Raw genomic sequence first — 25,292 nt, forward strand, 5'->3', positions numbered from 1 at the left:
AAAAGCACGCCTGAATTCATGATTATTTTTTTCGGCCAGAAAACGCCCCGGTCTTTTTCAAACCGGGGTTCTCCTGTTATACGCTTTCTTTTTTCGAAGGGTCCAAGGAGGCTAATATCTGATCGGATATTATCTCTTTCTTCAGCGCCCTATCCAATACTTCTTTTACATTCGTAACAGGAATGATCTCGATATCTTTAATTTCCAACAGCAACGGTTGCATGTTTTCAGCTGGAATAATGACAGTCTTTGCCCCAGCCAGTTTTGCGGCCTTTATCTTCGGAATGACGCCTCCGATTGGTTTAACGCCACCATGAATACTAATTTCTCCCGTCATCGCTACCGTATGATCCACAGGCATTTTATAGATGGCCGAGTATATGCCCGTTGCCATCGCTATACCCGCTGATGGACCGTCCACAGGGCTCCCGCCTGGGAAGTTAACATGGATATCGAATTGGTCGGCTGGAACGCCCATGGAACGCAGGACCGTGATGACATTTTCAATCGACCCCTTGGCCATGCTCTTGCGACGAATGGATTTCCCATTTCCACCACCAATGCTTTCTTCTTCGACTATCCCTGTAATATTGATTGAACCTTTATCATCGTTAGCAGCCATCACAGTCACTTCGATTTCCAACAAAGCCCCACTGTTAGGACCATAAACGGCAAGACCATTAACCAGTCCTATTTTTGGACTTGACTCTATTTTCCGGTCCATCCTCTGTGTAAGTTGGCTGCTATGAGCCATCCAATCAATATCTTCTTCCCTGATGTAGCTTCGATTTTCATTAATGGAGATACCGGCCAATGTTTGAATCATATTGACAGCTTCCCTACCATTTCGGGCGTAATCCGAAATCGACTGAAGTCCCTTTTCACTAATAGTGATACCTACCTTATCGGAAGCATTTTTGGCAACGGATACGATTTCCTCACGGTCCAGTTCACGGAAAAACACTTCAATGCACCTTGAACGAATGGCTGGGGCAATTTCATTAGGCGTTCTTGTTGTAGCCCCAATCAAGCGAAAGTCGGCAGGAAGTCCATTTTTAAATATATCATGGATATGGGTCGGAATATTTTGATTTTCCTCTTGATAATAAGCACTTTCGAGAAACACTTTCCGGTCTTCCAGCACCTTTAACAACTTGTTCATTTGAATGGGATGGAGTTCCCCAATTTCATCTATAAACAGTACGCCGCCATGAGCATTACTGACAGCCCCTTGTTTGGGTTGCGGGATACCCGCCTGGCCCATGGCCCCGGCGCCTTGATATATCGGGTCGTGCACTGAACCTATTAACGGATCGGCTATTCCCCGTTCATCGAATCTAGCAGTCGTTGCATCCAGTTCGATAAAGACTGCCGACTTCTTGAAAGGAGACTTCCCATTTTTCTTGGCTTCTTCTAGAACGATCCTTGCAGCTGCGGTTTTCCCCACTCCTGGAGGGCCATAAATGATCACATGCTGAGGATTCGGACCGCATAAAGCTGCTTTTAGAGATTTGATGCCGTCCTCCTGACCGATGATATCCTTAAATGTAATCGGCCTCACCTTTTCCGACAATGGCTCTGTTAGGGAGATGGACCTCATCCTTTGTAGCTGATCCATTTCCTTTCGTGAATCACGGTTAATCGAAACTTTTTGTGTCCGTTGGCCTTTTAATAAATTCAAAAAATACAAACCAATCACAATACCAAAAAACAGCTGAATAAATAACGCTATTCCTGTCCAGTTCATCGTTTTCCCTCCTGCTACTGCCTTGTCATTTCTGATAGTATCTCCTAGGGGAGGGCGAAATAATCCAATAAATATGGGATGTAAATTTTGGTGTTTTGAGATATAAACTTAGAAGCACTGAGGTAATGAAAAAGAACATAAAAAAACTGCCAGAAGAACTGGCAGTTTTTTCACTAATCGGATTAAGCTGATGTCTTCTTCCCTTGTCCCTGAATGGTTGTACCATCTTTCAGGACAAGCTTTGGTGTTTCGTTTTTCGCGATTGTGCTTCCTGTAATTACACATTTGGCAACATCATCACGTGATGGAAGATCGAACATCACTTCAAGGATAATTCCTTCAATGATGGAACGGAGTCCACGCGCACCTGTTTTACGTTCAATCGCCTTTTTAGCAATTTCACTAAGTGCTTCCTGTTCGAATTCCAATTCCACGTCGTCAAGCTCAAGCAATTTTTGATATTGCTTCACAAGAGCATTTTTCGGTTTTGTAAGGATTTCAATCAAAGCGGCTTCGTCCAATTGCTCTAGTGTAGCAATGACAGGAAGACGACCGATGAATTCCGGAATTAGACCGAAACGCAGTAAATCTTCTGGAAGAACTTTAGAAAGCAATTCTTTTTCTGCGATATCATCTTTTTTAACATCAGAACCAAAGCCAATGACTTTTTGGCCTAAACGGCGTTTGATGATTGGTTCAATGCCGTCAAAAGCACCACCACAGATGAATAAGATATTAGTCGTATCGATTTGGATGAATTCTTGATGAGGATGTTTACGTCCTCCTTGTGGCGGAACGCTTGCCACGGTACCTTCAAGAATTTTCAATAAGGCCTGCTGTACACCTTCACCGGATACATCGCGTGTAATCGATGGGTTCTCTGATTTACGGGCCACTTTATCGATTTCATCGATATAAATGATGCCTTTTTCCGCTTTTTCCACATCATAATCAGCCGCTTGAATCAGCTTAAGAAGGATGTTCTCTACATCTTCCCCAACATAACCAGCTTCCGTTAATGAAGTTGCGTCAGCAATGGCAAAAGGTACATTCAATAGACGCGCCAATGTTTGGGCAAGTAGCGTTTTCCCGCTTCCTGTCGGTCCAATAAGAGCGATATTACTCTTGGATAACTCGACGTCATCAACTTTGCTATTGGAATTGATGCGTTTATAATGATTATAAACAGCGACGGCCAAAGACTTTTTAGCCTGTTCTTGTCCAATTACGTATTCGTCTAGTATCGCACGAATTTCCTTAGGTTTAGGTACATCTCTAAATTCTACTTCTTCATCAGTACCTAGCTCTTCTTCAACGATTTCAGTACAAAGTTCGATACACTCGTCACAAATATATACACCTGGACCAGCTACCAGTTTGCGGACCTGTTCTTGAGTTTTTCCGCAAAAAGAACATTTTAATTGTCCTTTTTCATCATTAAATTTAAACATGAACGTTCACCCCTTTAAATACTCTTCCAACTCTAGTGATGTAAAGGTGTCAAATCCACTATAGGAAAGACACACAAATACTTTAGCGTTCCAAAATTCCTAGTATGTTTTGCATTCTATCACGTTCTTGGAAATTTTGTAACAAAAACGCTCACCCACAAGTTGTCCAATAAGTACAAATTTTCATTTCATATGTATGTTTCCATTTACCAGTATGTCCAAACTTTTCGGTTTTTAAAATAAGGTTTTTCTGTATAAATATGTATATGCAGCATTAGAATTAATCTACACTGAAATGAAAAAAAAATCAATCAGAAACTATCCGATAGTTAAAATTACCAACAAATTCTTAATATGTATAAAACAAGGCACGATTACTCGCGCCTTGTTTCTTTGAAGAAAATATTAGTAAACACTTACTTAAAATAAATTATTTTGCTTCAACAGTTTTGCTGTTTTCCACTAAGAAGTCAATTGCTTTCTTAATTTTAAGATCGCCTTTGATGCTTTCTAAGTTTCCAAGAGCTTGTTTGATTGCTTCAACTTCCATGTTGTACATTGTAGCCATTTCTGCAAGTTCAGCTTCAACGTCTTCATCAGTTGCTTCAATTTTTTCAGCTTCAGCGATAGCTTCAAGAGTCAAGCTTGTACGAACTTGTCCTTCAGCTTCTTCTTTCATTTGTGCTTTTAATGCTTCTTCGTCTTGACCTGAGAATTGGTAGTAAAGTTCTAAGTTTAGGCCTTGAGATTGAATGCGTTGAGAGAACTCATTCATCATGCGGTCTACTTCGTTAGAAATCATAGCTTCAGGAATGTCCATTTCTGCACCTTCAACAGCTTTACCGATTACAGTGTTTTGTACGAAGTTTTCTTCTTCGTGTTTTTTGTCATGCTCTAATTTATGTTTTGTTTTTTCTTTAAGTTCAGCTAACGTTTCAACTTCTTCGTCAACGTCTTTCGCGAATTCATCATCCAACTCAGGAAGTTGTTTTGTTTTGATTTCGTGAATTTTCACTTTGAATACAGCTGGTTTACCTGCAAGTTCAGCAGCATGGTATTCTTCAGGGAATGTAACTTCGATATCTTTTTCAGCGCCTGTTTCAAGACCAACAAGTTGCTCTTCGAAACCAGGGATGAATGAGTTAGAACCGATTTCTAGTGAATGGTTTTCTGAAGCTCCGCCTTCGAATGCTTCACCATCAACGAATCCTTCAAAATCAAGAACGACTGTATCGCCTTCTGCAGCTTGTCCTTCTTCTTTAACGACAAGTTCAGCTTGACGTTCTTGCATTGATTTCAATTCGTTATCAACGTCTTCGTCAGTTACTTCAGTATTGAATTTTTCCACTTCAACACCTTTGTAATCTCCTAATTTAACTTCAGGCTTAACTGTTACAGTAGCCGTGAAGATTAGGTTTTCACCTTTTTCCATTTTCTCGATGTCGATTTCTGGACGATCTACAGGCTGAATTCCAGCTTCTTCGACAGCATTTGCATATGCATCAGGAAGGATGAAATCAAGAGCATCTTGATATAATGATTCTACGCCGAATTTCTTTTCGAACATTTGACGTGGCATTTTACCTTTACGGAAGCCAGGTACGTTTACTTGTTTAACTACTTTTTTGAATGCTGCGTCTAAACCTTCGTTTACTTTTACAGCTTCTACTTCGATTGTTAATACGCCTTGATTACCTTCTTGTTTTTCCCATTTTACAGACATGTGTTTCCCTCCAAAAAGATCTATATACTTCAATAATAAGCATTGGATGAATATGCTTTGCAAGTGTTAACAAGTCATCCTTCAAATATACCCAAGAAAAAAATTGGGAATTCGTCAAAATTAGACGATTATACATTACAACCACTACATTATAACACAGGTTCAAACCGTTACAACAGCAATAGGTTAAATAATGGGATAAGAAATTTCTTCGATTTCTTTTATAGTGGCTAGAATATTCGTAACCGCTTCCCCATCAACGGAATAACTATTCGCTATTTCTTGGATCCTATCTTCCCCTGTCATGTACTCTTCGGCTAACGCATGATAGGCAGCCGCCCATGCCGGTATCATATCTGATTCTGGTTCGAATGGATACAATAAAAAGGAATGCCGCTCAATTAGGCTGTGCACCATTTCAAATAAACTCGGATTTTTATGACTGATTTCCTCTTCTGTCAGGTTCGTGATCGTTTTATGGAAGCTTGTTTCCTTCAAGGTCACCAGCTCTTTTGGATTGACAATCTTGGACTGCGTGAACTTCCAAACGGTTACTTCTTCATTATACTCCTGGTCTATAAGGATGTTTAATAGCATCGTTTTAAAAAATGGGTGTCCATCACGGTCTTGAAGAAACTGCTCGATTTGGGGGACAAAAGGTCGAATATTAAGATTCGTAAGTTTAGAAATCACAAGTAGCATTTCTTTATCCGATTTCCCTGCGAATAACTCTTCCTTCTGTAATTCTTCTTCCCGCAGCTGTAATTCCCTTTCGGTTTCCTCTTTTTTATCTTCAAGGGCCCGCTTGCTGAAGTGAAGCATCTTTTCAAAATGCTCCTCTTTGTCGAAGGGGATCTGGTTTTCATCAAATAAAAGTTCAATTGTCGTAATCATTTCCTGATGTTCATTCAATTGGAGTAGCACCATTAAATAGATGTTAATCAATTGGAAATAGTCACCGATTCCTTTATTAAGCATCTCTTGGCACAATTCTTTGGACTCTTCATAATACTCGAGCTCAACCAGGGAAACGACAAGGCCCATACATACTTCATCATTATCCGGCTCAAATTCCCGTGCTTGACTGAAGAGCCGGGCTGCGTCTTTAAAGTTCCTTTTTCCAAGCTCGTCGAGGCCCTTTATGATTAACCTTTCCCCTAGATTAGGAAATGGGACGACCTTCGAATCCTCTGTGCTCTTTCCATGTTTCCCAACCATCATTATTCACCTCGCCGTTCGCTTTTGGAAAATAGTTTAGCATGTAATAGAATGAAATTCAAAAAACAGTCACCTTCCAAGGTATCCATTCCACTTATATGTAATTTAAAACTCCACAAAAAAGAGCTTCCTATTTTAATGGATAGGAAGCCTTTTTTTGAATTCATTACGCATTAGAAACTGCATCTTTTTGCTTTTCATAAGCTGCTATTTTCTCATCATATTGAAGGGTGATCGATATTTCGTCCCAGCCTTTGACGAGCATTTCCTTCCAATATGGATGAATCTCGAAGCTTGCTTCAAACCCTTGGCCATCTTTCACCGTTTGATTCGGTAAATCGACAGTCAGTTCATAATCAGGGGAAGCGGCCCTCTCCATCAGGTACTGGACTTGCTCATGGTTTAATGCGATGGGAACCATTCCGTTCTTCATGCAGTTGCTTTTGAATATGTCGGCATAAGATGGTGCGATGACAATATCGAAACCATAATCTTTCAACGACCATGGTGCATGCTCCCTTGATGACCCGCAGCCAAAGTTTTCACCCGCAATCAAAATCGAGGTATCACGATTTTGAAGCTGATTCAATTCAAAATCAGGGCGTTCATTTCCTTCTTCATCAAAGCGCCAGTTATAGAACAGGAATTCGCCAAAGCCGCTTCGTTCAATCCGTTTTAAAAACTGCTTTGGAATGATTTGATCGGTATCCACATTTTTCCGATTTAGTGCCGCCGCTCTTCCTTTATATATAGTAATGGGTTCCATTTCCATTGTGCACCTCCTATTAATTTGTATTTACTGAACTCTCTCAGCTTTTTTCAAGTTTCTTATATCAACGAACTTCCCGTATATGGCCGCAGCCGCTGCCATGGCTGGACTTACTAAATGGGTCCTGGCCCCTGCCCCTTGTCGGCCCTCGAAATTCCTGTTACTCGTGGAGGCACAGTGTTCACCAGGAGGCACCGCATCCGGGTTCATGCTCAAGCACATGCTACAACCTGATTCCCGCCATTCAAAGCCTGACGATTTAAAAATTTCATCCAATCCTTCATCTTCCGCTTGCTTCTTGACACTTTGTGAGCCTGGTACCACCATTGCTCGAACACCTTTATGAACCGTCCTGCCTTCAATCATTTCAGCAGCCTGACGTAAATCTTCAATTCTGGAATTGGTACAAGAACCGATAAATACATGTTGAACCGGAATATCCGTAATCGCCATTCCTTCTTGAAGTCCCATATATTCAAGCGCGCGGCCGAGTTCCTTCGAATTAGTGATATCCTCTGCAAAAGTCGGTACCCGTTCATCCACTCCACTAGCCATGCCCGGATTTGTTCCCCAGCTGACCATTGGCGAAATCAAACTGCCATCAAGGACGATTTCCCGGTCATAAACCGCATCTGCGTCACTAACAAGTGCCTTCCAGTCCTGAACGCAACGCTCAAACTCTTCACCTTTTGAAACATATTTCCGACCTTTCAAATAGGAGAAGGTTGTTTCATCTGGTGCCACTAGCCCAGCACGAGCACCGCCTTCGATTGACATATTACATACGGTCATTCTTTCTTCCATTGACATGGCATCGAAAACTTCCCCACAATATTCAATGATATGTCCTGTCCCAAAGTCAACACCGAATTTGGATATAACATATAAAATGACATCTTTCGCCATGACTCCATGACCGAGTTTCCCATTAACCTCAAGCTTGAGCGTTTTTGGTTTAGTCTGCCATAGGGATTGAGTGGCCAAAACATGCTCCACTTCACTTGTTCCGATTCCGAAAGCAATCGATCCGAACGCCCCATGCGTAGATGTATGGCTGTCCCCGCAAACAATCGTCATACCAGGTTGTGTAAGACCTAATTCCGGACCGATGACATGAACGATTCCTTGTTCTGGGCTGTCTAGGTCAGCAAGACGGATACCGAATTCCTTACAGTTTTTATCAAGTGCCTCCAACTGTTTTCTTGCAATATCATCCGAAATGAAATGGCGATTTATAGTAGGCACATTATGGTCCATTGTTGCGAAAGTCCGGTCGGGCCTTCTTACTTTACGCCCTTTCAATCTCAAACCTTCGAATGCTTGAGGGGATGTTACTTCATGAATATATTGAAGATCTATATACAATAAATCCGGTTTATTTTCCTCTTCATATATAATATGGCGATCCCATATTTTTTCAATTATAGATTTACCCACTTATATCCACCTCGATCAATTTTATATTTTTTAAAAAACACGGCCTAGATTTAGGCCGTGAAAGAAGGTTATGCATAAGCTCCCATGATGTTGGAGATGGCTTCCTGGTCTAATAGAGTTGCTTTTATTTGGGCAATCATTTCTGTCGTCGTCGTGATTGGTGATTGACCATTAGCAATATCACCTGTTCTTAATCCATAGTTCAGTACCGTTTCCACCGCTTGCTCGACCGCGTCGGCCTCATTTTCCAATCCGAATGATAGGCGTAACAACGATGCTGCCGATAAAATCGTCCCAATAGGATTTGCTAGATTTTTTCCTGCAATATCAGGGGCAGATCCGTGGATCGGTTCATATAAATTGGGACCTTCCGTAGAGATCGAAGCGGAAGGCAACATGCCAAGTGAACCAGTCAAGACGGATGCTTCATCGCTTAAAATGTCACCAAACATATTTTCCGTCACAATAACGTCAAATTGTTTCGGATTCTTTATGAGCTGCATCGCAGCATTATCAACAAGCATGTGTTCAAGTTCCACTTCTGGATAATCTTTGGCGATTTCTTCAGCCGTTTCACGCCACATCCGACTGGATTCCAGGACATTGGCTTTGTCGACCGATGTCACTTTTTTCTTGCGGTCAGAGGCTAATTTAAATGCAAGTTCAATGATGCGCTTCATTTCATCTTTCTGATAAAAAAGGGTATCGACGACCGCATCCTTCCCCTCTCGTTCCACCCGCTCACTCGGCTTCCCGAAATAAAGGCCACCCGTCAGCTCGCGTACAATAACGAAATCGACATCTTCAATGAATTCCTTTTTAAGAGGTGAAGACTCCGACAAGCTGGAATAATAGCTAATTGGCCGGATGTTAGCATAGAGATTCAGGTCTTTGCGGATTTTCAATAAACCACGCTCTGGCCTTAGGTGCGCAGGTTGAGTGTCCCACTTCGGTCCCCCGACCGCCCCTAATAATACCGCGTCGCTATTCTTGCAAATCTCTACTGTCCCGTCCGGTAGTGGCGATCCCGTGTTATCGATAGCGCTACCACCAATTTCGCCATATTGAAATTCAAAATCATGCCCGTACCGTTGAGCAACGGCTTCAAGAATTTCTACAGCGCCTCTAGTCACTTCTTTACCGATGCCATCTCCTTGAAGCACCGCAATATTCCTTTTCATCGAAATCTCCCCTTCCTACTGCATGACTGCTTTTTCTTCTAATTCCTTCATGATGACTACACGGTTCACCGCGTTTAAATAAGCTTTTGCCGAGGCTTCCAATACATCCTGGTCCAGTCCACGTCCACTCGTTTCCACACCGTTGTAATCGATTTTTACGAAAACTTGTGCTAAGGCATCCATCCCAGCTCCCACAGATTGGATTCTGTAATCCTGGAGGTTGATTTGACTACCCAAACATCTTTCAAGCGTGTTATAGAGGGCCTCAACACTACCAGCACCCGTTGCCGCTTCCTGTATTTCTTCACTATCGCCTTTTTTCAACGTAACCGTTGCCGTGGCAACTTGATGGGTACCATGAGATATTTGAAAGGAAATCAGGTCATAAAAACTGATATCCGTCGCTTTTTCTTCAAGGACAAGAGCTACGATATCTTCGTCCGTCATGGTTTTCTTGTTATCCGCCAATTCTTTGAACTGGACAAATAAAGAATTCATTTCTTCATCCGTTACAGAGAAATTCAATTCTTGTAATCTCTCTTTGAAAGCATGCCGTCCAGAATGCTTACCTAGAACAAGCGAATTGGCAGACACACCGACCAGTTCCGGTGAGATAATTTCATACGTCGTTTTTTCTTTCAACATGCCATCTTGGTGAATCCCGGATTCATGCGCATAGGCATTGGCCCCGATAATGGCTTTATTTGCAGGTACCTGCATTCCCGTTAAACGACTAACCAGATCACTAGCTCTTTTGATTTCATTCAAGACAAGACCCGTCTCCGCCTGATAGAAATCCTTTCGGATATAAAGAGCCATCGCCACTTCTTCAAGGGCCACATTGCCGGCACGTTCGCCAATTCCATTTATCGTTCCCTCGACTTGGGTAGCCCCACCTTCAATGGCAGCCAATGAGTTAGCTGTTGCCATTCCAAGATCATCATGGCAGTGAGCCGATAGGCTCACCTTATCGATGGAAGGAACATTTTCACGTAGGTAACGGAAGATGTTTCCGTATTCAATCGGGGCGGCATATCCCACTGTATCCGGAATGTTGATAACCTTCGCCCCCGCCTGAATGACCGCTTCGACTATTTCAGCCAGATAGTCAAGTTCAGTTCGACTGGCATCTTCGGCAGACCATTGTACGATTGGGAAACGCTCTGCCCCATACTTGACCATGGCAACTGATTTTTCAATCACTTGTTCTTTTGACATTTTCAACTTGTATTGACGGTGGATCGGAGACGTGGCGATGAATGTATGCAACCTTGGTTCTGCTCCGACTTTCAATGAGTCCCACGCAGCGTCAATGTCTCCCTTTACAGCGCGCGCCAGCCCTGTAACAGAGCTGTTTCTGATTTTGCGCGCGATTTCCTGTACGGAATTGAAGTCCCCTTTGGATGCTGCCGGAAAACCGGCTTCGATGATATCCACACCAAGCCTTTCAAGCTGATAAGCAATTTCCAGCTTTTCGGTAAAATTCAAGTTCACACCGGCCGATTGCTCCCCATCACGAAGTGTTGTTTCAAAAATATTAATTTTTCGCAACGGCTACCACTTCTTTCTCTGTTTGTTGAGGTTTGACGAATGGCATCATTTTTCTTAATTCACGACCTACCACTTCGATTTGGTGTTTGTTTTCACGGTTATTGATAGCATTGAAGACTGGACGATTCGCTTGGTTTTCTAGGATCCATCCTTTTGCGAATTCCCCGTCTTGGATGTCTTTTAAAATGGCTTTCATCGCTTCTTTTGTCGTCTCTGTCACAACGCGTGGTCCTGAAACGAAATCTCCCCATTGAGCCGTATCAGAGATGGAATAACGCATATTTTCCATACCGCCTTCATACATAAGGTCGATGATTAATTTCAATTCATGTAAACACTCGAAGTATGCAACTTCCGGTTGGTATCCAGCTTCCGTCAATGTTTCAAACCCAGCTTTTACAAGGGAAGTCAATCCGCCACAAAGCACTGCCTGTTCTCCAAAAAGATCTGTTTCTGTTTCTTCTTGGAATGTCGTTTCCAATCCACCCGCTCTTAGTGCTCCGATTCCTCTAGCGTAAGCAAGTGCCAATTCTCTTGCTTCACCCGTCACATCTTGGTAGATTGCGAATAATGCCGGTACCCCTGCACCTTGTTCATATGTACGGCGAACAAGATGTCCTGGACCTTTTGGAGCCACTAATAATACATCCACGTCGGCTGGTGGGACAATTTGGTTAAAGTGAACGTTGAATCCGTGTGCGAACATTAATGCTTGACCTGCATGCAACACAGGTTTGATTTCTTCTTGGTATACTTTTGGTTGCGTTTCATCTGGTAAAAGGTTCATGATTACATCTGCTTGTTCTGCCGCTTCTTTAACTGTATATACATTGAATCCATCTTCTACAGCTTTATCGAATGATTTACCTTTTCTGATTCCGATGATTACATCCACACCGCTATCACGTAAGTTTTGAGCATGTGCGTGTCCTTGTGAACCGTATCCGATTACCGCTACCTTTTTATTGTTGAAAAAATTCTCGTTTGCTTCTGCGTTATAATATACTTTTGCCATTATTAATACATCTCCCTTTTCATATCCATAGTTTTTTTTTGGTTGTTTTTATACGATTGTTGCGCTTTTTGCATGTGACAACTGCATTCCGCGAGGGAAGGCCGCCGTCCCGGTTCTTGCCAACTCTTTGATGCCATACGGTTTGATCAGTTCAATGAAGGCTTCGATTTTGTCTGATTCCCCAGTGATTTGAACCGTCAGGCTATCTTTACTTACATCTATAACAGAGGCCCGGAAAGGCTCAATTACCGAATAGATTTCAGGTCGGGTCTGGCTTGTCACCAATATCTTGATGAGCGCCAGTTCCCTGGCTACAATCGATTGATTCGTGATATCAATCACTTTAAGCACTTCTATCTGCTTATTTAATTGCTTTGTGATTTGCTCAATGACCGTTTCGTCATCAACATCGACCACGAAGGTCATCCTTGAAATGCCCTCCTGCTCGGATTGCCCGACTGTCATGCTTTCAATGTTATAATTCCTTTTCGTGAACAGGTTCGTGATCCGGTTAAGGACGCCTGGTCTATTGTTCACGGTAAGGCTAAGAATTCCCCTCATTGCTTAAACTCCTTCCATTTCATCCAGCCCTTTTCCTGATGCTACCATCGGAAAGACATTTTCCATTTGTTTGACACGGAAATCGATCAAAACCGGTCCATCTATCGTGAATGCTTCATCGAGGCATGCATTGGCTTCTTCCTCGGTAGTCGCTTTAAACCCTGGAATTCCATATGCTTCAGCCAATTTAACGAAATTGGGTTGAGACTGGAAAACACTGTGTGAAAAGCGATTGTCATGGAAGAGTTCCTGCCATTGCCTTACCATTCCAAGCGCACCGTTATTAATGATGATGATCTTAATCGGCAGATTCATTTCCGCAATGACCGAAAGTTCTTGAAGGCACATCTGAAAACCACCATCGCCAGATATCGAAAGAACTGTCGCTTTTGGATTGGCCATTTGTGCTCCAAGTGCGGACGGTAAGCCAAAGCCCATCGTACCTAGGCCACCGGATGTGACCCATGAATTAGGCTTGTTAAATGGATAGTACTGGGCCGCCCACATTTGATGCTGACCAACATCCGTCGTGACAATGGCTTCCCCCTTCGTTTTTTCATGGAGCATTTGAATGACACGTTGAGGTTTCAGCACCCCTTCTTCTTGGGTATAACGTAATGGGAATTCTGCATTCCACTCATTCAACTGTTCAGTCCATTCCGTAATGTCAGGCTTTTTACCACTTTGGGCAATCAACTCCGTTAAAGCTTCTTTCGCGCTGCCGACTACAGGAATCTTGGTTGGTACATTCTTTCCGATTTCCGCTGGATCAATATCGATATGGGCAACAGTTGCATATTGTGCAAATTTGGCTAAGTTTCCGGTCAAGCGATCATCGAACCTTGCCCCCACATTAATCAACAGATCACATTTCGATAACGCCATGTTTGCCGCAAAACTACCATGCATGCCACCCATTCCAATAAATTGCGGATGCTCGGCTGGGAAACCGCCAAGGCCAAGGAGGGTGTGAACTACTGGTATGCCTTGTTGTTCGGCATATTCCTTCAAGAGATGAGATGCCTTTGCATGAAGGACACCTGCTCCAGCAAGGATGACGGGCCTTTTCGCACCACTTACCGCTTCAACAAGCTTTCTTATTTGCAAGTAATTCGGCTTTGTCGTTGGCTGATAGCCTGGCAGGTCCATCACTGGATCCTCTTCCGTCGCTACCCCTTCCAAGATTGCCATGTCTTTAGGAATATCTATTAAAACAGGTCCCGGTCGTCCGCTTGAAGCGATATAAAATGCTTCTTTGATGATACGTGGGAGGTCTTCCGGCTTTCTCACTTGATAGTTATGTTTTGTAATTGGGGTTGTAATTCCGAGTACATCTGCCTCCTGAAAGGCATCCGAACCAATTACGCTAGTAGCTACCTGACCCGAAATAACAACAAGTGGAAGAGAATCAATCATTGCGTCCGCTAGGCCGGTTACAATGTTCGTTGCTCCAGGACCGGACGTGACGATGACCACTCCCGGTTTGCCAGTAATCCTGGCGTACCCTTCTGCTGCGTGGATTGCACCCTGCTCATGTCGTGTCAAGATATGAAAAAGCTTTGAACTATAAAGCTTGTCATATATCGGCAATACAGAACCACCAGGGTACCCAAAGATGACTTCAACATTTTCCTTTTTCAATGCTTCCATCAAAAATTCGGCACCACTATAATGTGTCTTTCCACTTTTTCGATCAGCCACTACTGCTTTTTGTGTCATTCGTAAAGACCTCCTCCGCTTTCTCACTCGATTAAATTCATAATATTCGGATTTTTAGGCATACAAAAAAGCCTTTTCACCCCAAATGTACTTGCACTTAGCAAGTTAAAGGGGTGAAAAGACTTAATCAGCCGCTCCACGGTACCACCCTTTTTCGCATGAACTTCCATGCGCACTTTGAATAGTATACAACTATTCTCTGTTTTGGTAACGGGTACTGGTACGCACCCGTTCAGCCCTACTAGTATAACGTTCAAGCTGAAACTCCAAGGTGAGTTCATCTTTTGGGACAATACCGGTTCTCAGCAACCCGGCTCTCTGTGAATGTCTTGAAAAAAGACTACTTATCCTTTTCAATGTTTTCTCATTATTCATATTTTTTTGAAACGCTAATGTTTGATGTCTTGTATTTGAGATTATCTTACTCGCATTTTGGAGTGTAGTCAACAGGTATTCAATGAATTTTTAGACAATTCTAAATTATAAGTTTTATTGTATGCGCTTTCATCCCTACCATTATCCTATTTTCACATTTTAAAAAAATATTTTTTTAGTTTGAAAATAATGAAAAAAGATACAAACTAAAGCATAATGCATTCCATATTCTTACCAAACATCCAATTTGCCTGCAACCGATGTTTATTTTGAAAGGCTGTTTCTGCATTTTATTGGTAATTACAAGAAGTGGTGTCCCCTTGGCCCCCTCCCCCAGACACTTTATAAAAAACAAAGGGAAAAGGCTGAATACACAGGAAAAGGAATGGTAATCCATTCCTTTTCCTAGAGTCCAGCCCTATATCGTTACTTAGCCAATACATCTTCATATGCTTCATTTTTTTCAAATTGCTTTTGAACGAATGTACATTCCGGAACGATTTTAAGATTTTCATTACGCGCTAGTTCAATCACTTTTTCAACAAGCGCATTCCCAACCTTCTGTCCGCGTAGTTTGTCGGATACAACCGTATGATCCACCGTGATTTCGTGATCACCTGATTTAAAGAACGTAATTTCAGCCAGCTTTTCACCAGAGTCCTTGACAAAAAATGACCCTTCACCTTTTTGGATATCTACCATCTTGATGACCTCCTTTTATATCCCTTATCATATATCATAATCTGGTTACTAAACAAATAATTGGAATTCACATAGACTTTATAAATCTGAGTGAGCCCTCCCCTTACTTCTAACCTATACTAGAGGATTGTAAACAGAAAAAAGTTTTCGTAAAGAAAATAACCCGCAACACCCCATAAAAAAAAGCCCTAACAAATAGGGACAAATGGTTATAGTTTGATAAAAAGAAAATATAAAATGACCATCAATAGTAAGATGAGCATAAAGACTGCAATGAGAATGACTTGGGCCGAGGAAGGCTTGAAGGTCTCCTCATTAATTTGCTTCTTCTTCTGAAGATAACTAACCGTTGCCAATATGGTGATCACTAGACCCAAAAAGCAGGTGAACATCCCAAGCACGATACTGATTAAATCGATTCGGGCATCTCGGTACACACCTATCGTAAAATGCAAACTTGTTGTTAGAAAGCCCACCCCCACAATTGCAATCACGGTTCGGATCCACGCCAAAAAGGTTCGTTCATTGGCCAAATGCTGTTGTGCATATTTCAATTGGTTCTTGTCCATTTTTCATCACCTAATTTTTTAAAAAATCTCCCCTAAAAAAAAGGCTGATATTTAGGAGACTCCCCAATTGTACATAGAGTCACCCCACTATATCAACCCAACCGGTCATTATTCGCTTCTCTTAAGAAGGGAAAAGGCCCTAAACATAGATCCAACGAACATAAGACCCGATCCTCCGAGCAGTAAATATATGCAAACTGTTTTACTGATAACATTCAAGGGATAAAGCAGGGCAAACAATGCGATCAAAACCCCTATTCCCGTTACAAACCAACCAAACTGTTTCATGAGCAACTCCTATAAAATGATTATTTATTAAGCTCTTAGCCTCCATTTTACTATATTCAAAAGACAAATGGTCCAAAATCTTGATAAAGTCAAAGTTTCAACTTTTATTATCGAGCCAAATTAAATAAAGAAGCCAATATAGCCTCCTTAGTTACAAGTATTTATTAAAGGTCCTTATTATCTTTTTTCATATATTCTTTAATTTTTCTTTCTTCCCATTGCGACCCGAAGTTCCCGCTCGCAAACGTTGTTAAACCATGTATAAGGATTCCGATTCCCCAGCCGCCAAGGGGATAGAGAAACCACAAATAACTAGCATCGGTCAATAAGTTTATCATTATAAGCAAAAGATTCACCAAGATGTAAACGATTAAATGGATATAAAAACCCTTTAATTTCTCCACCCTTTTTTTTGCTTTCAAATAGCTTTCATCCTTTTCCATCGCTACGCCTCCTTCATCAAAACTCAAACTCAAACTCACTTTTTCATTATACTTTTAATTTACTTTATTTACCATTATTGAAATCAGATCTATATAACCGACGCCTTCCCGTTACTCACTCAAGAAAGGATTTCATCCCTTTCACACCCTCTTGATGAAATTAGCAGCTGGCCTAATAATATCCTCCTATAATATTTTATTCTGCATGAAATCCAAATTGAGTTTAATTCCCCATGAAAAAAACATGTCTTCCATGTATAATTACCATATCTCAATAATAAGCTATGTATATTCACATCAAGCTTTAGAGGAGGATATATTATTGAACTCTGATTCCGGAAAGGTTGTTTCTTCTATCCAGAACCCTGAAATACATAAAGCCCTACAAGGCGTTTCGGAAAAATTCAATATATCAATGCTTCAGTTACGCGATACCATTGATATATTATTGAAAGATCAATCTAATCTCACACCATTTGAAAATGAACAAGATGTCATCCGAACACCGCTTGAAGAAATAAATACCGCCATAATCAAAAACCGTGAAATCATCAATAAAAACCGCGAAACGTTAAATAAGAATTGAATGAATCAGACACAGAAAAAAGCATCCAACTCGTTGGATGCTTTTTTCCTCTTCCTAACTGAACCGATGGTATTAACTAGGAATGAATTTAAGGATGCCTTCAAGGTAAACGCCTTGATTTTGCGACTTACACTCTCTTAGTTTGATTCTGCCTTCTTGTTCTAACTCCTTGGCCATTTGAACTACTTTGGTTCCATCTTGGGCTATCTCTACTGAAAAGAAATTCCCCCGCGTGGAAGTTTGAATGAATTTAAATAAGCTATCTTTATTCATCTAAACATCTCCCTTATTCTTATACAGTTCGACATAAAAGAGAATCCACCTTCTCTAAAAATAGAAATATAAACAAGTTAGAAAAGAAACTAAAAGGCAATAGATCTATGGCCTCAAATCATTGTCTCCATGATCAACAGTATTCTTCATCCATATCCTCTAGTGAAATGTTCCCCTCTTGAATCCTATGGGAATAATGATAGGGGAAACAAACATATCATTATAAAATGCCATGACAAACCTTTATATAACGAAAAAACAACCAAACCCTTCAAAAGGTCTTGGCTGTTTTTGATAGTGTCCCAGGAGAGATTCGAACTCCCGACCGACGCCTTAGAAGGGCGTTGCTCTATCCAGCTGAGCTACTGAGACATTGTGTACACGTATGTATGAAAATATTAGTCGTTTAAGACAACTCTTATTATAGTGAAATATAATAAGAAAGTCAACATTTTTTTATTTTCACCAGAAGATTTATATTCAATAAAAAAACAGACAAACCCTAAAAGGATTTGACTGTTTGGTAGTGTCCCAGGAGAGATTCGAACTCCCGACCGACGCCTTAGAAGGGCGTTGCTCTATCCAGCTGAGCTACTGAGACATTTTATGATATAAGTTGCGGTAACACTTATGTATTAACCTTACTTAAGATCCCTTAGGACAATTCTTATTATATTAGCATATTAAAAGAAAGTCAATGGTTTTAATATTTTTTTTTGCAGACAGGAAGCACAGAATGCTTCCTGTTCATTATACCTTAAGTCAGTTGGTTTTATAAGCTTTATTTAGTTCCTCGACCGTGTTTCCTTCAAGATCGTAATACGTGATTTCAAGTACGTTTTCTTCAATAGACAAAATTACATACGTTTTTTCTTTTCGCCCCCGAGGCTGGCGAATACTGCCAGGATTGATGAATAACCTTCCATCGATTCGTTCAGATCCCGCTGCGTGAGAATGCCCAAAACAAACGATATCAGCACCGGATTCTTCACTTTTATATGATAAGTTCATCAGTGTCATCTTAATATTATACAGATGTCCATGGGTAATGAAGAAGCGTTTGCCAGCAATGTCTTGAATGAGCTCGTTAGGAAAGGCATGATCATGGTCACAGTTCCCACGTACCGCTAAATACCCTCTCAAAAGTGGATCCTTGCTTTTAAGTTCCGAATCTCCACAATGTATCATCGCTGTGACTTCTTGTTTATGACGAGCGGTGATCATGCTTATTTCATGAGTAAGCCCGTGGCTATCACTCATTATCAGGACCTTCATGATCACATTCCTTCTTCCCGTTTAAGGAATTCTTCCAATTTCTCATCCAACGCTTTCAATGCGTTTGCACGGTGACTGATATTATTTTTTTCTTCTTTTGTCAATTCAGCATTAGTTTTGCCCTGTTCTTTCACAAAAAAGATTGGGTCATAGCCAAATCCATTGGTTCCTATCGGTTGCTTCGTAATGAAACCTTCCATCGTACCTGAAACCGTTATCGTTTCTTGATTGGGAGAGGCCAATGCCAATGCGCAATAGAACCTAGCCGTTCTTTCCTCCTCTGGTACACCCTCTAGTTCCCTCAATACTTTTTCCGTGTTCGCTTCATCAACCTTATCTTCACCGGCATAACGGGCAGAATATACGCCAGGTCGGCCGTCTAACGCATCTACGATCAGCCCCGAGTCGTCTGCGAGGACAAAGTGGCCTACCTTATGGGCAATCGCTTCCGCTTTAAGAATTGCATTCTCTTCGAACGTCGTTCCAGTTTCCTCGACATCCGGTGCATCCGGCAGGTCGAGGAGAGTCTGGACTTCATAACCTTTTGCTGCAAACATGTTCTTGAATTCGTTGGCTTTTCCTTTATTCTTCGTCGCAATAATCACGGTTTTCATCAATTCATCTCATCCTTTTCGTTTATCTTCACTGAGTTCCCTCTTGCCCCTTTGACTTCCGAGTACGATATGGACTTATTCATCGTTCGAACAAGTAAATTGGGTGCTTGTCTTATGTAAATATTAAGTATGTTCCTCACTCGTAGTTCACTTCGTTCTCCGCTTCCTGTCGGGACAGCTTGATGACCACAAGGAAGATCGAACTTTATTTGATAAGTTAATTTTATCATAAATTCAGCTTCGTCAATAATCCGGAAACTTATGAGGTTGCTTTTTAGAAATAAATCCTTTTTATTTTGAAAAATAGAATAAGAGGCAGCTGAACGCCTGCCCCCATTTTTTATAAGTAATAAATCATTTCTTTTAAAAACTACCTGTGTTCACCTTTTCTGGACGGATTACTGGTTCCGATAATGGCTTACCTTCTTCATTTAGAAGATTTGCACTCCCCTTAACATGAACTTCCACGCTTTCAATTCCTTTTTGCTCCGTTAGTGATAAAACCAGGGCATCAAGCACATCCTGGGAAACCTTTTTCTCCTTGAAGCTTCCAAGTATATTTTCATTGAAATTCAGGACGACCTTACCATCCGCAACCTTAGGCTGATCAAGCAACGCTACGTCACTCATGAAGCTCGTTTGCAAGTTAGAACCCGCTGGCCCCTTCGTTAATTCCTGAATGGCCGCTGTCACGTTATCCGACTCCTTTTCACTGACCCTGCGCGTCACTGGTACATAATAAGAATACTCCTCGTTCCCACCGATGTAATAGACCGTCACAGCTTTCGAGTTAGAGATATCGACCACATCACTTGCATCAACATTGATTCCTGAAGCACGGGAGATATTATCATCGATTGGCGTACCATTTACCGGCATTTCCGATATATCTTCTCCATTGATCCTCAATTGGATTTTATCGACCGAATCAAATTGGGTCAATGTCCAGGTGATGGCTTGCAGGATCTTGAGTTCGTCCTCTTTTTGATAGTTTTTAAACTCTGGTGAAAAATCGGCAACAGCCACACCTTCCTTTATGTTTACACTTATCGACGTATCTGCCGGAATCACTGCGCGGAACCCATTTGGCAGCTTATCTGTGACAGGTCCATTATTCACTAAATAGTCCAATGCCTGTTTTGCGACCGCTTCGGATTTAGGAAGCTCCATTGTTTGCGGAACTACATATCCACTTTTATCAATTAAATAAAGCTCGGTCTTAACTGTACTTTCAGTTGACGCCTTTTCTCCTTCATCTACAGGCTGTTGCTCCCCTTTCGGCTCTTCCAATGAAGATTCATCCTCCACTAAAGAAACATCCTTAGGGGGATCGATTTCCGTTTTCTCGCCCGCTCCGAACAAGCCACAGCCAGAAAGAAAAAGAGAAGAAGCCAGGATTGTCACTGCTGCTGTTACTTTTGATTTATTGGACATAAAATCACTCCTAGGACAGTTTGTACTCCTATTTATACGAGCCCTAGGCAAAAATAGAACAGTTATTTTCCTTTCTCTTTAGGCAACTACCGCCACCCGCCCATTCACCCAAACCAAAAAGACCTCCATAGGGAAGTCTTAAAGATGGTCGATCTTGATGGTCTCTATCGTATCAATTTCTATGCCAAGCCAACTCGATGCGATTGCACCAAATATATCTTTAGAACCCGTTGTATAGAAACGGTGTACAGGAACCCTTTTGCTTCTATTGCTTAGTCGGTAGTAATCCAAAATGACACTCGCTTCACGGGCCGTCTCTTCCCCTGAGGAAATGACTTGTACCTTATCCCCCATGAATTTCGAAATCACGGGTCCTAAATGAGGATAGTGGGTACAACCGAGAATGAGCGTATCAATGTTTATTTTCTTTAACGGCTTCAACGTTTGCGCCACGACCCTCTCGACGATTTCCCCCTGAAATTCCCCGCTTTCCACAATCGGGACAAATTTTGGACAGGCTAAACTATCTACTTCCACACCCGAGTTTATGGAAACGAGTGCATCGTCATAGGCTTTGCTCTTCACCGTTCCCTCTGTGCCAATCACACCAATATGTAGGGAATTAGAAACCTTTAAAGCTGCCCTTGCCCCAGGAAGGATGACACCGAGTACAGGAATCGGAAGAATCGCCCTGATTTCATCCAGCACCGCTGCAGTTGCTGTATTACAGGCTATGATAAGCATTTTGATATCCTGTTTCATCAGGAACCGGGTCATCTGCCATGTGAAGTTTTTGACATCCTTTTTCGACCTTGGTCCATACGGGCATCTGGCCGTATCGCCTAAGTATATTATATTTTCATTCGGTAACTGGCGCATGACTTCTTTAGCCACAGTCAAGCCACCGACACCCGAATCAATAATTCCAATTGGTTGTTTCAAAAATCTCGCCTCATTTTTCTTTCATTTCATGATGATATTCTCTATGAAGGAACCCTATACCTAAGCTTCTCGCTTACTTCATGAAACTTATCATACTACCATTTTGGGAGAAAGTGAAATAAATTTCAAGACAGAAGTTTTCTGAGCCCGAGAAAATCTCTTCATAAAAATAAGCAGCATCCAAGGAAGTGGAAACATGGAAATGTTTCACCCTTCCTTATATGCTGCAAATGAACGGGAGAGTATAGATATATAAGGCTTACGTATTAATAAAGCAACACATTAGAGCTTAAGTTCTCCCATACGAAGGAGCTCTATAACTGCCTGTGAACGTCCTTTGACTCCAAGCTTCTGCATCGCATTCGAAATGTGGTTTCGAACTGTTTTTTCGCTAATAAACAATTCACCTGCGATATCTTTTGTTGTTTTGTCTTGTACTAGTAACTCAAATACTTCTTTTTCTCTTTTGGTGAGTAGTGGCTTATGAGTGAATTCGTTCTCCTTCAAGTAATGTTACCCTCCTTGCCTTCACCAGCATAAAACCCGGAGTGGGTGTCTATTTAGTCAAGATATAGTATGTCGGCTAGGGCAAGGGAGTGACTCATTTACTTGTCTAATTGAAATTTTACTTTTAAAGTTGTTTGACACTTGTTTTTGACATCCACTTTTTCATTTCTTCAGCCAGTGGCACCGGCTTCCCGGTCGTTTTCGATACTTGGACGACCGTTCCCCTGCCAGTGAGGCAAATCGTCCCATCCTCTTTCGTTCCCATATAATGAATATCCACCGATGAGTTGCCCACGTGGGCCGCTTTTACATGGATTGTCAGTTGTTCGTTAAAAAACACCTGCTGAATATAATCACATTGTAAATCGGCAACAACCGGAATTTCATCACTTTCTGCCGAAGACCAGTCCACCATGAAACCCATACTATTGAAATACTCGATCCGTGCCTCTTCAAAGTAAGTGAATGGAACCGTATTATTGAGGTGTCCGAACATGTCAGTTTCTGAAAAACGGACTTTAATCTCATGCTTAAAAGAAAATCCATTGCTCCACTCTTTTATATTATCGATATATGATATTCTACTCACTGTGAGAACTCCTCCTTAATGAATGACTATTCATTCATTTTATAAGAAAAAAGAAAAAATGGGAAGATATTTCTATCTATAATTAATTTACTTCAGAAAATTAATTAAAAAGGAAGAAATAACTCCTTCCTTTTTTGACTTACTTATATAGAGAGTAATAAACAATCCCACATTATCTAGTACCTTATTTTTCATGAACCCTTTTTTTCTTTTTTATTTCCTTGATTGGCACGCTAAGCTCTTCAAGAAAATACTTGGCCCACTTATCTTCTTTATAAATAAATTCTCCCTTTTCATTTTTATCCGTTATATCAAGGAGTTTTCCGTTCCACATTGTCAATTTCCCCTTATCATCAAACGTAACATCCAACTGGCCAAGAAATCTCCCATACCTACCCGCTTGTACTATTAGGGTCGGTTTCTTTTTTTGATTAATGACGTCAGGTTCTTTCAGTTTATGATGTGAATGACTACCAACAATAACATCTATTCCGTCAACTGTATTAGCTAACTTTTTATCGTTGCTGTAACCAAGATGTGAAAGGACAATGATTTTATTAACTCCCTTAGCTTCAAGTGCGTTAATTGTTTCTTTCGCTTTCTTGAAAGCATCTTCAAACACGATATCCTTATTAGGATTTGATAAAAGGGTCGTCCTCTGCGTCGTAAGACCAATAATCCCCACTCTCTGCCCTTTGATTTTCTTGACTACTGAAGGATGAATAGTACCCTTCCAGCCTGTTGTATCGATTTCTATTCGAGACAGATCTTTTAATTCTTCATCTTTAGAAAAATCAATATTAGCACCAACAATAGGAAATTCTGCAGCTTTTATAAAGTCCCTTAGTATGACCGATGACTTATCAAATTCATGATTACCGAGTACCATTGCATCATATCCGATTTTATTCATAAACTGTATATCTGCTTGACCAAGATATTGCTTAAAGTAAAGAGAGCCTGTAAAAACATCTCCCGCATCGAGTAAAAGGACATTTTCTTTTACATTCCTTATTTTATTGATTGCTGTAAACCTTCGTGGAATATCTTTTAGGTGAGCGTGAGTATCGTTCGTGTATAAAACTGTCAAGTCGAGTTCCTTATTTTCAGATTTAGAAGAAGCATCTACTTCACTACCTCCTTTTGGATCTTCCACCATTTCCAACAAGACCGTAGCTTTTGCATTGCCTAAAAGGAGAAAAGCACTTATAAACACCAAGCTAAATATAACTAAAAAGAAAGAAATTTTTTGAACAGAGCCGTTTTTCATACTTCTGACCCTCCTATAAAGGTAGAATCTCCTTGAAAACGGAAAAAATACTGCTTATTATTTGAAACTTATAAGACAGAGCTATTATATTGAAATGTATTCTTCAGGTAAGATACCCCAGAGGGAAATTTACTTAACCCCACTTCACCTATATTCATCTTCCGCTTCTAATAAATACAGGCTTATTCTTTAAAATTGATGAGTATTTTTTGTAGAGCTAATATAAAAAAACCCCCTATCCAAAGGATAGGGGGTTACTACTTATTAAACTTCGTCGCTTCCGAAGAAGTTACGGAATTGTTGAATCGCTGTATCACGGTTTAACGCTGCAATCGATGTTGTCAATGGAATACCTTTAGGGCAAGACTGCACACAGTTTTGTGAGTTACCGCAGTTTGCAAGGCCGCCATCTGACATGATTGTGTTTAAACGTTCTGCTTTGTTCATTGCACCAGTTGGATGTGCATTGAATAAACGAACTTGTGATAATGGTTGTGGTCCCATGAAGTTGGAGTTGTCATTTACGTTCGGACAAGCTTCCAAACATACGCCACAAGTCATACATTTAGATAATTCATATGCCCATTGACGTTTCTTTTCTGGCATACGTGGTCCTGGTCCAAGATTATACGTACCATCAATTGGAATCCAAGCTTTTACCTTTTTCAATGAATCGAACATACGGCTACGATCGACTTGAAGGTCACGCACAACCGGGAAAGTACGCATTGGAGCAAGACGTACAGGCTGTTCTAACTGGTCAATAAGGGCTGTACAAGATTGTCTTGGCTTACCATTGATGACCATTGAACAGGCACCACAAACTTCTTCAAGACAGTTCATGTCCCATGCGATTGCAGTTGTATGTTTACCTTCTACCGTTACCGGATTACGACGAATTTCCATCAAAGCGGAAATGACGTTCATATTCGGACGGTATGCTAATTCAAATTCCTCATCATAAGGAGCTGAATCCGGTGTATCTTGGCGAGTAATAATAAAACGAACTGTTTTAGTCTCAGATTTAGTTTCAACCATTTTTATGCTCCCCCT

General features: G+C 41.1%; 26 protein-coding genes, 2 tRNA genes and 1 other annotated feature. Of the genes, 1 reads left to right on the forward strand and 27 read right to left on the reverse strand.

Features of this window, described 5'->3' with window-relative positions; genetic code table 11:
- Window positions 1-76: 76 nt before the first annotated feature.
- The 15 genes from lonB to ACIQXU_RS02335 form a co-directional block, all read right to left on the reverse strand.
- On the reverse strand, window positions 77-1,747 hold the full coding sequence (gene lonB, locus ACIQXU_RS02265) for an ATP-dependent protease LonB (protein ID WP_402874629.1): 1,671 nt from the start codon (window positions 1,745-1,747) through the stop codon (window positions 77-79).
- Between the two features lie 182 nt (window positions 1,748-1,929).
- Entirely contained in the window at window positions 1,930-3,198 is a 1,269-nt protein-coding gene (gene clpX / locus ACIQXU_RS02270; RefSeq protein WP_402874628.1) for an ATP-dependent protease ATP-binding subunit ClpX, read from the reverse strand.
- Between the two features lie 430 nt (window positions 3,199-3,628).
- On the reverse strand, window positions 3,629-4,921 hold the full coding sequence (gene tig / locus ACIQXU_RS02275; protein WP_402958127.1) for a trigger factor: 1,293 nt from the start codon (window positions 4,919-4,921) through the stop codon (window positions 3,629-3,631).
- Between the two features lie 186 nt (window positions 4,922-5,107).
- The gene (locus tag ACIQXU_RS02280) at window positions 5,108-6,142 is read right to left on the reverse strand and encodes a tetratricopeptide repeat protein (RefSeq protein ID WP_402986499.1); all 1,035 of its coding nucleotides are present in this window, start codon (window positions 6,140-6,142) and stop codon (window positions 5,108-5,110) included.
- Window positions 6,143-6,305: 163 nt separating this feature from the next.
- Window positions 6,306-6,905 (reverse strand): 3-isopropylmalate dehydratase small subunit, encoded by a 600-nt coding sequence (gene leuD, locus ACIQXU_RS02285; protein ID WP_402987354.1) that lies wholly within the window; start codon window positions 6,903-6,905, stop codon window positions 6,306-6,308.
- Window positions 6,906-6,935: 30 nt separating this feature from the next.
- The gene (leuC, locus tag ACIQXU_RS02290) at window positions 6,936-8,345 is read right to left on the reverse strand and encodes a 3-isopropylmalate dehydratase large subunit (RefSeq protein WP_402958123.1); all 1,410 of its coding nucleotides are present in this window, start codon (window positions 8,343-8,345) and stop codon (window positions 6,936-6,938) included.
- Between the two features lie 68 nt (window positions 8,346-8,413).
- On the reverse strand, window positions 8,414-9,526 hold the full coding sequence (gene leuB, locus ACIQXU_RS02295; protein WP_402986502.1) for a 3-isopropylmalate dehydrogenase: 1,113 nt from the start codon (window positions 9,524-9,526) through the stop codon (window positions 8,414-8,416).
- Between the two features lie 15 nt (window positions 9,527-9,541).
- Window positions 9,542-11,077 (reverse strand): 2-isopropylmalate synthase, encoded by a 1,536-nt coding sequence (locus tag ACIQXU_RS02300; RefSeq protein WP_402986505.1) that lies wholly within the window; start codon window positions 11,075-11,077, stop codon window positions 9,542-9,544.
- On the reverse strand, window positions 11,064-12,092 hold the full coding sequence (ilvC, locus tag ACIQXU_RS02305) for a ketol-acid reductoisomerase (protein WP_402874610.1): 1,029 nt from the start codon (window positions 12,090-12,092) through the stop codon (window positions 11,064-11,066). Before ilvC ends, ACIQXU_RS02300 begins: the two co-directional genes overlap by 14 nt.
- A 48-nt stretch (window positions 12,093-12,140) precedes the next feature.
- Window positions 12,141-12,653 (reverse strand): acetolactate synthase small subunit, encoded by a 513-nt coding sequence (gene ilvN, locus ACIQXU_RS02310; protein ID WP_402874607.1) that lies wholly within the window; start codon window positions 12,651-12,653, stop codon window positions 12,141-12,143.
- Window positions 12,654-12,656: 3 nt separating this feature from the next.
- Entirely contained in the window at window positions 12,657-14,372 is a 1,716-nt protein-coding gene (ilvB, locus tag ACIQXU_RS02315) for an acetolactate synthase large subunit (protein ID WP_402874605.1), read from the reverse strand.
- Between the two features lie 106 nt (window positions 14,373-14,478).
- Window positions 14,479-14,738, reverse strand: a binding site (T-box leader).
- A gap of 435 nt (window positions 14,739-15,173) precedes the next feature.
- Window positions 15,174-15,449 carry a GNAT family N-acetyltransferase gene (locus ACIQXU_RS02320; protein WP_402874602.1) on the reverse strand — a complete coding sequence of 92 codons (276 nt, stop codon included), beginning with the start codon at window positions 15,447-15,449 and terminating at the stop codon, window positions 15,174-15,176.
- A gap of 209 nt (window positions 15,450-15,658) precedes the next feature.
- Complete coding sequence (locus ACIQXU_RS02325) at window positions 15,659-16,018, reverse strand: YidH family protein (protein WP_402874599.1); 360 nt, start codon at window positions 16,016-16,018, stop codon at window positions 15,659-15,661.
- Window positions 16,019-16,126: 108 nt separating this feature from the next.
- A complete protein-coding gene (locus ACIQXU_RS02330; protein ID WP_402874596.1) occupies window positions 16,127-16,306 on the reverse strand; it encodes a hypothetical protein in 180 nt (59 codons plus the stop codon).
- Between the two features lie 164 nt (window positions 16,307-16,470).
- Window positions 16,471-16,749 (reverse strand): 2TM domain-containing protein, encoded by a 279-nt coding sequence (locus ACIQXU_RS02335; RefSeq protein ID WP_402874593.1) that lies wholly within the window; start codon window positions 16,747-16,749, stop codon window positions 16,471-16,473.
- Between the two features lie 322 nt (window positions 16,750-17,071).
- Here ACIQXU_RS02335 and ACIQXU_RS02340 point away from each other — a divergent pair, with 322 nt between their 5' ends.
- Window positions 17,072-17,335: a hypothetical protein gene (locus ACIQXU_RS02340; protein ID WP_402874590.1), complete on the forward strand. Its 264-nt coding sequence runs from the start codon at window positions 17,072-17,074 to the stop codon at window positions 17,333-17,335.
- Between the two features lie 72 nt (window positions 17,336-17,407).
- Here the strand turns inward: ACIQXU_RS02340 and ACIQXU_RS02345 are convergent, their stop codons facing one another.
- From ACIQXU_RS02345 to sdhB, 12 genes are all read right to left on the reverse strand, one after another.
- On the reverse strand, window positions 17,408-17,608 hold the full coding sequence (locus tag ACIQXU_RS02345) for a hypothetical protein (RefSeq protein ID WP_402874587.1): 201 nt from the start codon (window positions 17,606-17,608) through the stop codon (window positions 17,408-17,410).
- Window positions 17,609-17,906: 298 nt separating this feature from the next.
- A tRNA-Arg gene (locus tag ACIQXU_RS02350) sits at window positions 17,907-17,980 on the reverse strand.
- A gap of 155 nt (window positions 17,981-18,135) precedes the next feature.
- Window positions 18,136-18,209: transfer RNA gene (locus ACIQXU_RS02355), tRNA-Arg, on the reverse strand.
- Window positions 18,210-18,370: 161 nt separating this feature from the next.
- Entirely contained in the window at window positions 18,371-18,883 is a 513-nt protein-coding gene (locus tag ACIQXU_RS02360; protein ID WP_402986509.1) for a metallophosphoesterase family protein, read from the reverse strand.
- A gap of 2 nt (window positions 18,884-18,885) precedes the next feature.
- Window positions 18,886-19,497 (reverse strand): XTP/dITP diphosphatase, encoded by a 612-nt coding sequence (locus ACIQXU_RS02365; RefSeq protein WP_402986512.1) that lies wholly within the window; start codon window positions 19,495-19,497, stop codon window positions 18,886-18,888.
- Complete coding sequence (locus ACIQXU_RS02370; protein WP_402874579.1) at window positions 19,497-19,727, reverse strand: hypothetical protein; 231 nt, start codon at window positions 19,725-19,727, stop codon at window positions 19,497-19,499. The genes ACIQXU_RS02365 and ACIQXU_RS02370 overlap by 1 nt, the downstream gene beginning before the upstream one ends.
- A 133-nt stretch (window positions 19,728-19,860) precedes the next feature.
- On the reverse strand, window positions 19,861-20,931 hold the full coding sequence (locus tag ACIQXU_RS02375; RefSeq protein ID WP_402986515.1) for a GerMN domain-containing protein: 1,071 nt from the start codon (window positions 20,929-20,931) through the stop codon (window positions 19,861-19,863).
- Window positions 20,932-21,069: 138 nt separating this feature from the next.
- Window positions 21,070-21,873, reverse strand: coding sequence for a glutamate racemase (gene racE / locus ACIQXU_RS02380; RefSeq protein WP_402874574.1), 804 nt, complete (start codon window positions 21,871-21,873; stop codon window positions 21,070-21,072).
- Between the two features lie 282 nt (window positions 21,874-22,155).
- A complete protein-coding gene (locus ACIQXU_RS02385; protein WP_402874572.1) occupies window positions 22,156-22,380 on the reverse strand; it encodes a helix-turn-helix domain-containing protein in 225 nt (74 codons plus the stop codon).
- A 124-nt stretch (window positions 22,381-22,504) separates the two neighbouring features.
- Complete coding sequence (locus ACIQXU_RS02390; protein ID WP_402874569.1) at window positions 22,505-22,969, reverse strand: acyl-CoA thioesterase; 465 nt, start codon at window positions 22,967-22,969, stop codon at window positions 22,505-22,507.
- Window positions 22,970-23,153: 184 nt separating this feature from the next.
- Entirely contained in the window at window positions 23,154-24,239 is a 1,086-nt protein-coding gene (locus ACIQXU_RS02395) for a metallophosphoesterase (protein WP_402986518.1), read from the reverse strand.
- Between the two features lie 264 nt (window positions 24,240-24,503).
- On the reverse strand, window positions 24,504-25,277 hold the full coding sequence (gene sdhB, locus ACIQXU_RS02400; protein WP_402874562.1) for a succinate dehydrogenase iron-sulfur subunit: 774 nt from the start codon (window positions 25,275-25,277) through the stop codon (window positions 24,504-24,506).
- Between the last annotated feature and the right edge of the window lie 15 nt (window positions 25,278-25,292).

Source organism: Peribacillus sp. NPDC097284, from assembly GCF_044761765.1.
Taxonomy (GTDB): domain Bacteria; phylum Bacillota; class Bacilli; order Bacillales; family DSM-1321; genus Peribacillus.

Coding starts and splice junctions, on each gene's coding strand:
- lonB (WP_402874629.1), bottom strand. CDS start 1,747: ATGAACTGGACAGGAATAGCGTTATTTATTCAGCTGTTTTTTGGTATT.
- clpX (WP_402874628.1), bottom strand. CDS start 3,198: ATGTTTAAATTTAATGATGAAAAAGGACAATTAAAATGTTCTTTTTGC.
- tig (WP_402958127.1), bottom strand. CDS start 4,921: ATGTCTGTAAAATGGGAAAAACAAGAAGGTAATCAAGGCGTATTAACA.
- ACIQXU_RS02280 (WP_402986499.1), bottom strand. CDS start 6,142: ATGATGGTTGGGAAACATGGAAAGAGCACAGAGGATTCGAAGGTCGTC.
- leuD (WP_402987354.1), bottom strand. CDS start 6,905: ATGGAACCCATTACTATATATAAAGGAAGAGCGGCGGCACTAAATCGG.
- leuB (WP_402986502.1), bottom strand. CDS start 9,526: ATGAAAAGGAATATTGCGGTGCTTCAAGGAGATGGCATCGGTAAAGAA.
- ilvC (WP_402874610.1), bottom strand. CDS start 12,092: ATGGCAAAAGTATATTATAACGCAGAAGCAAACGAGAATTTTTTCAAC.
- ilvN (WP_402874607.1), bottom strand. CDS start 12,653: ATGAGGGGAATTCTTAGCCTTACCGTGAACAATAGACCAGGCGTCCTT.
- ilvB (WP_402874605.1), bottom strand. CDS start 14,372: ATGACACAAAAAGCAGTAGTGGCTGATCGAAAAAGTGGAAAGACACAT.
- ACIQXU_RS02320 (WP_402874602.1), bottom strand. CDS start 15,449: ATGGTAGATATCCAAAAAGGTGAAGGGTCATTTTTTGTCAAGGACTCT.
- ACIQXU_RS02325 (WP_402874599.1), bottom strand. CDS start 16,018: ATGGACAAGAACCAATTGAAATATGCACAACAGCATTTGGCCAATGAA.
- ACIQXU_RS02330 (WP_402874596.1), bottom strand. CDS start 16,306: ATGAAACAGTTTGGTTGGTTTGTAACGGGAATAGGGGTTTTGATCGCA.
- ACIQXU_RS02335 (WP_402874593.1), bottom strand. CDS start 16,749: ATGGAAAAGGATGAAAGCTATTTGAAAGCAAAAAAAAGGGTGGAGAAA.
- ACIQXU_RS02345 (WP_402874587.1), bottom strand. CDS start 17,608: ATGAATAAAGATAGCTTATTTAAATTCATTCAAACTTCCACGCGGGGG.
- ACIQXU_RS02360 (WP_402986509.1), bottom strand. CDS start 18,883: ATGAAGGTCCTGATAATGAGTGATAGCCACGGGCTTACTCATGAAATA.
- ACIQXU_RS02365 (WP_402986512.1), bottom strand. CDS start 19,497: ATGAAAACCGTGATTATTGCGACGAAGAATAAAGGAAAAGCCAACGAA.
- ACIQXU_RS02370 (WP_402874579.1), bottom strand. CDS start 19,727: ATGATAAAATTAACTTATCAAATAAAGTTCGATCTTCCTTGTGGTCAT.
- ACIQXU_RS02375 (WP_402986515.1), bottom strand. CDS start 20,931: ATGTCCAATAAATCAAAAGTAACAGCAGCAGTGACAATCCTGGCTTCT.
- ACIQXU_RS02395 (WP_402986518.1), bottom strand. CDS start 24,239: ATGAAAAACGGCTCTGTTCAAAAAATTTCTTTCTTTTTAGTTATATTT.
- sdhB (WP_402874562.1), bottom strand. CDS start 25,277: ATGGTTGAAACTAAATCTGAGACTAAAACAGTTCGTTTTATTATTACT.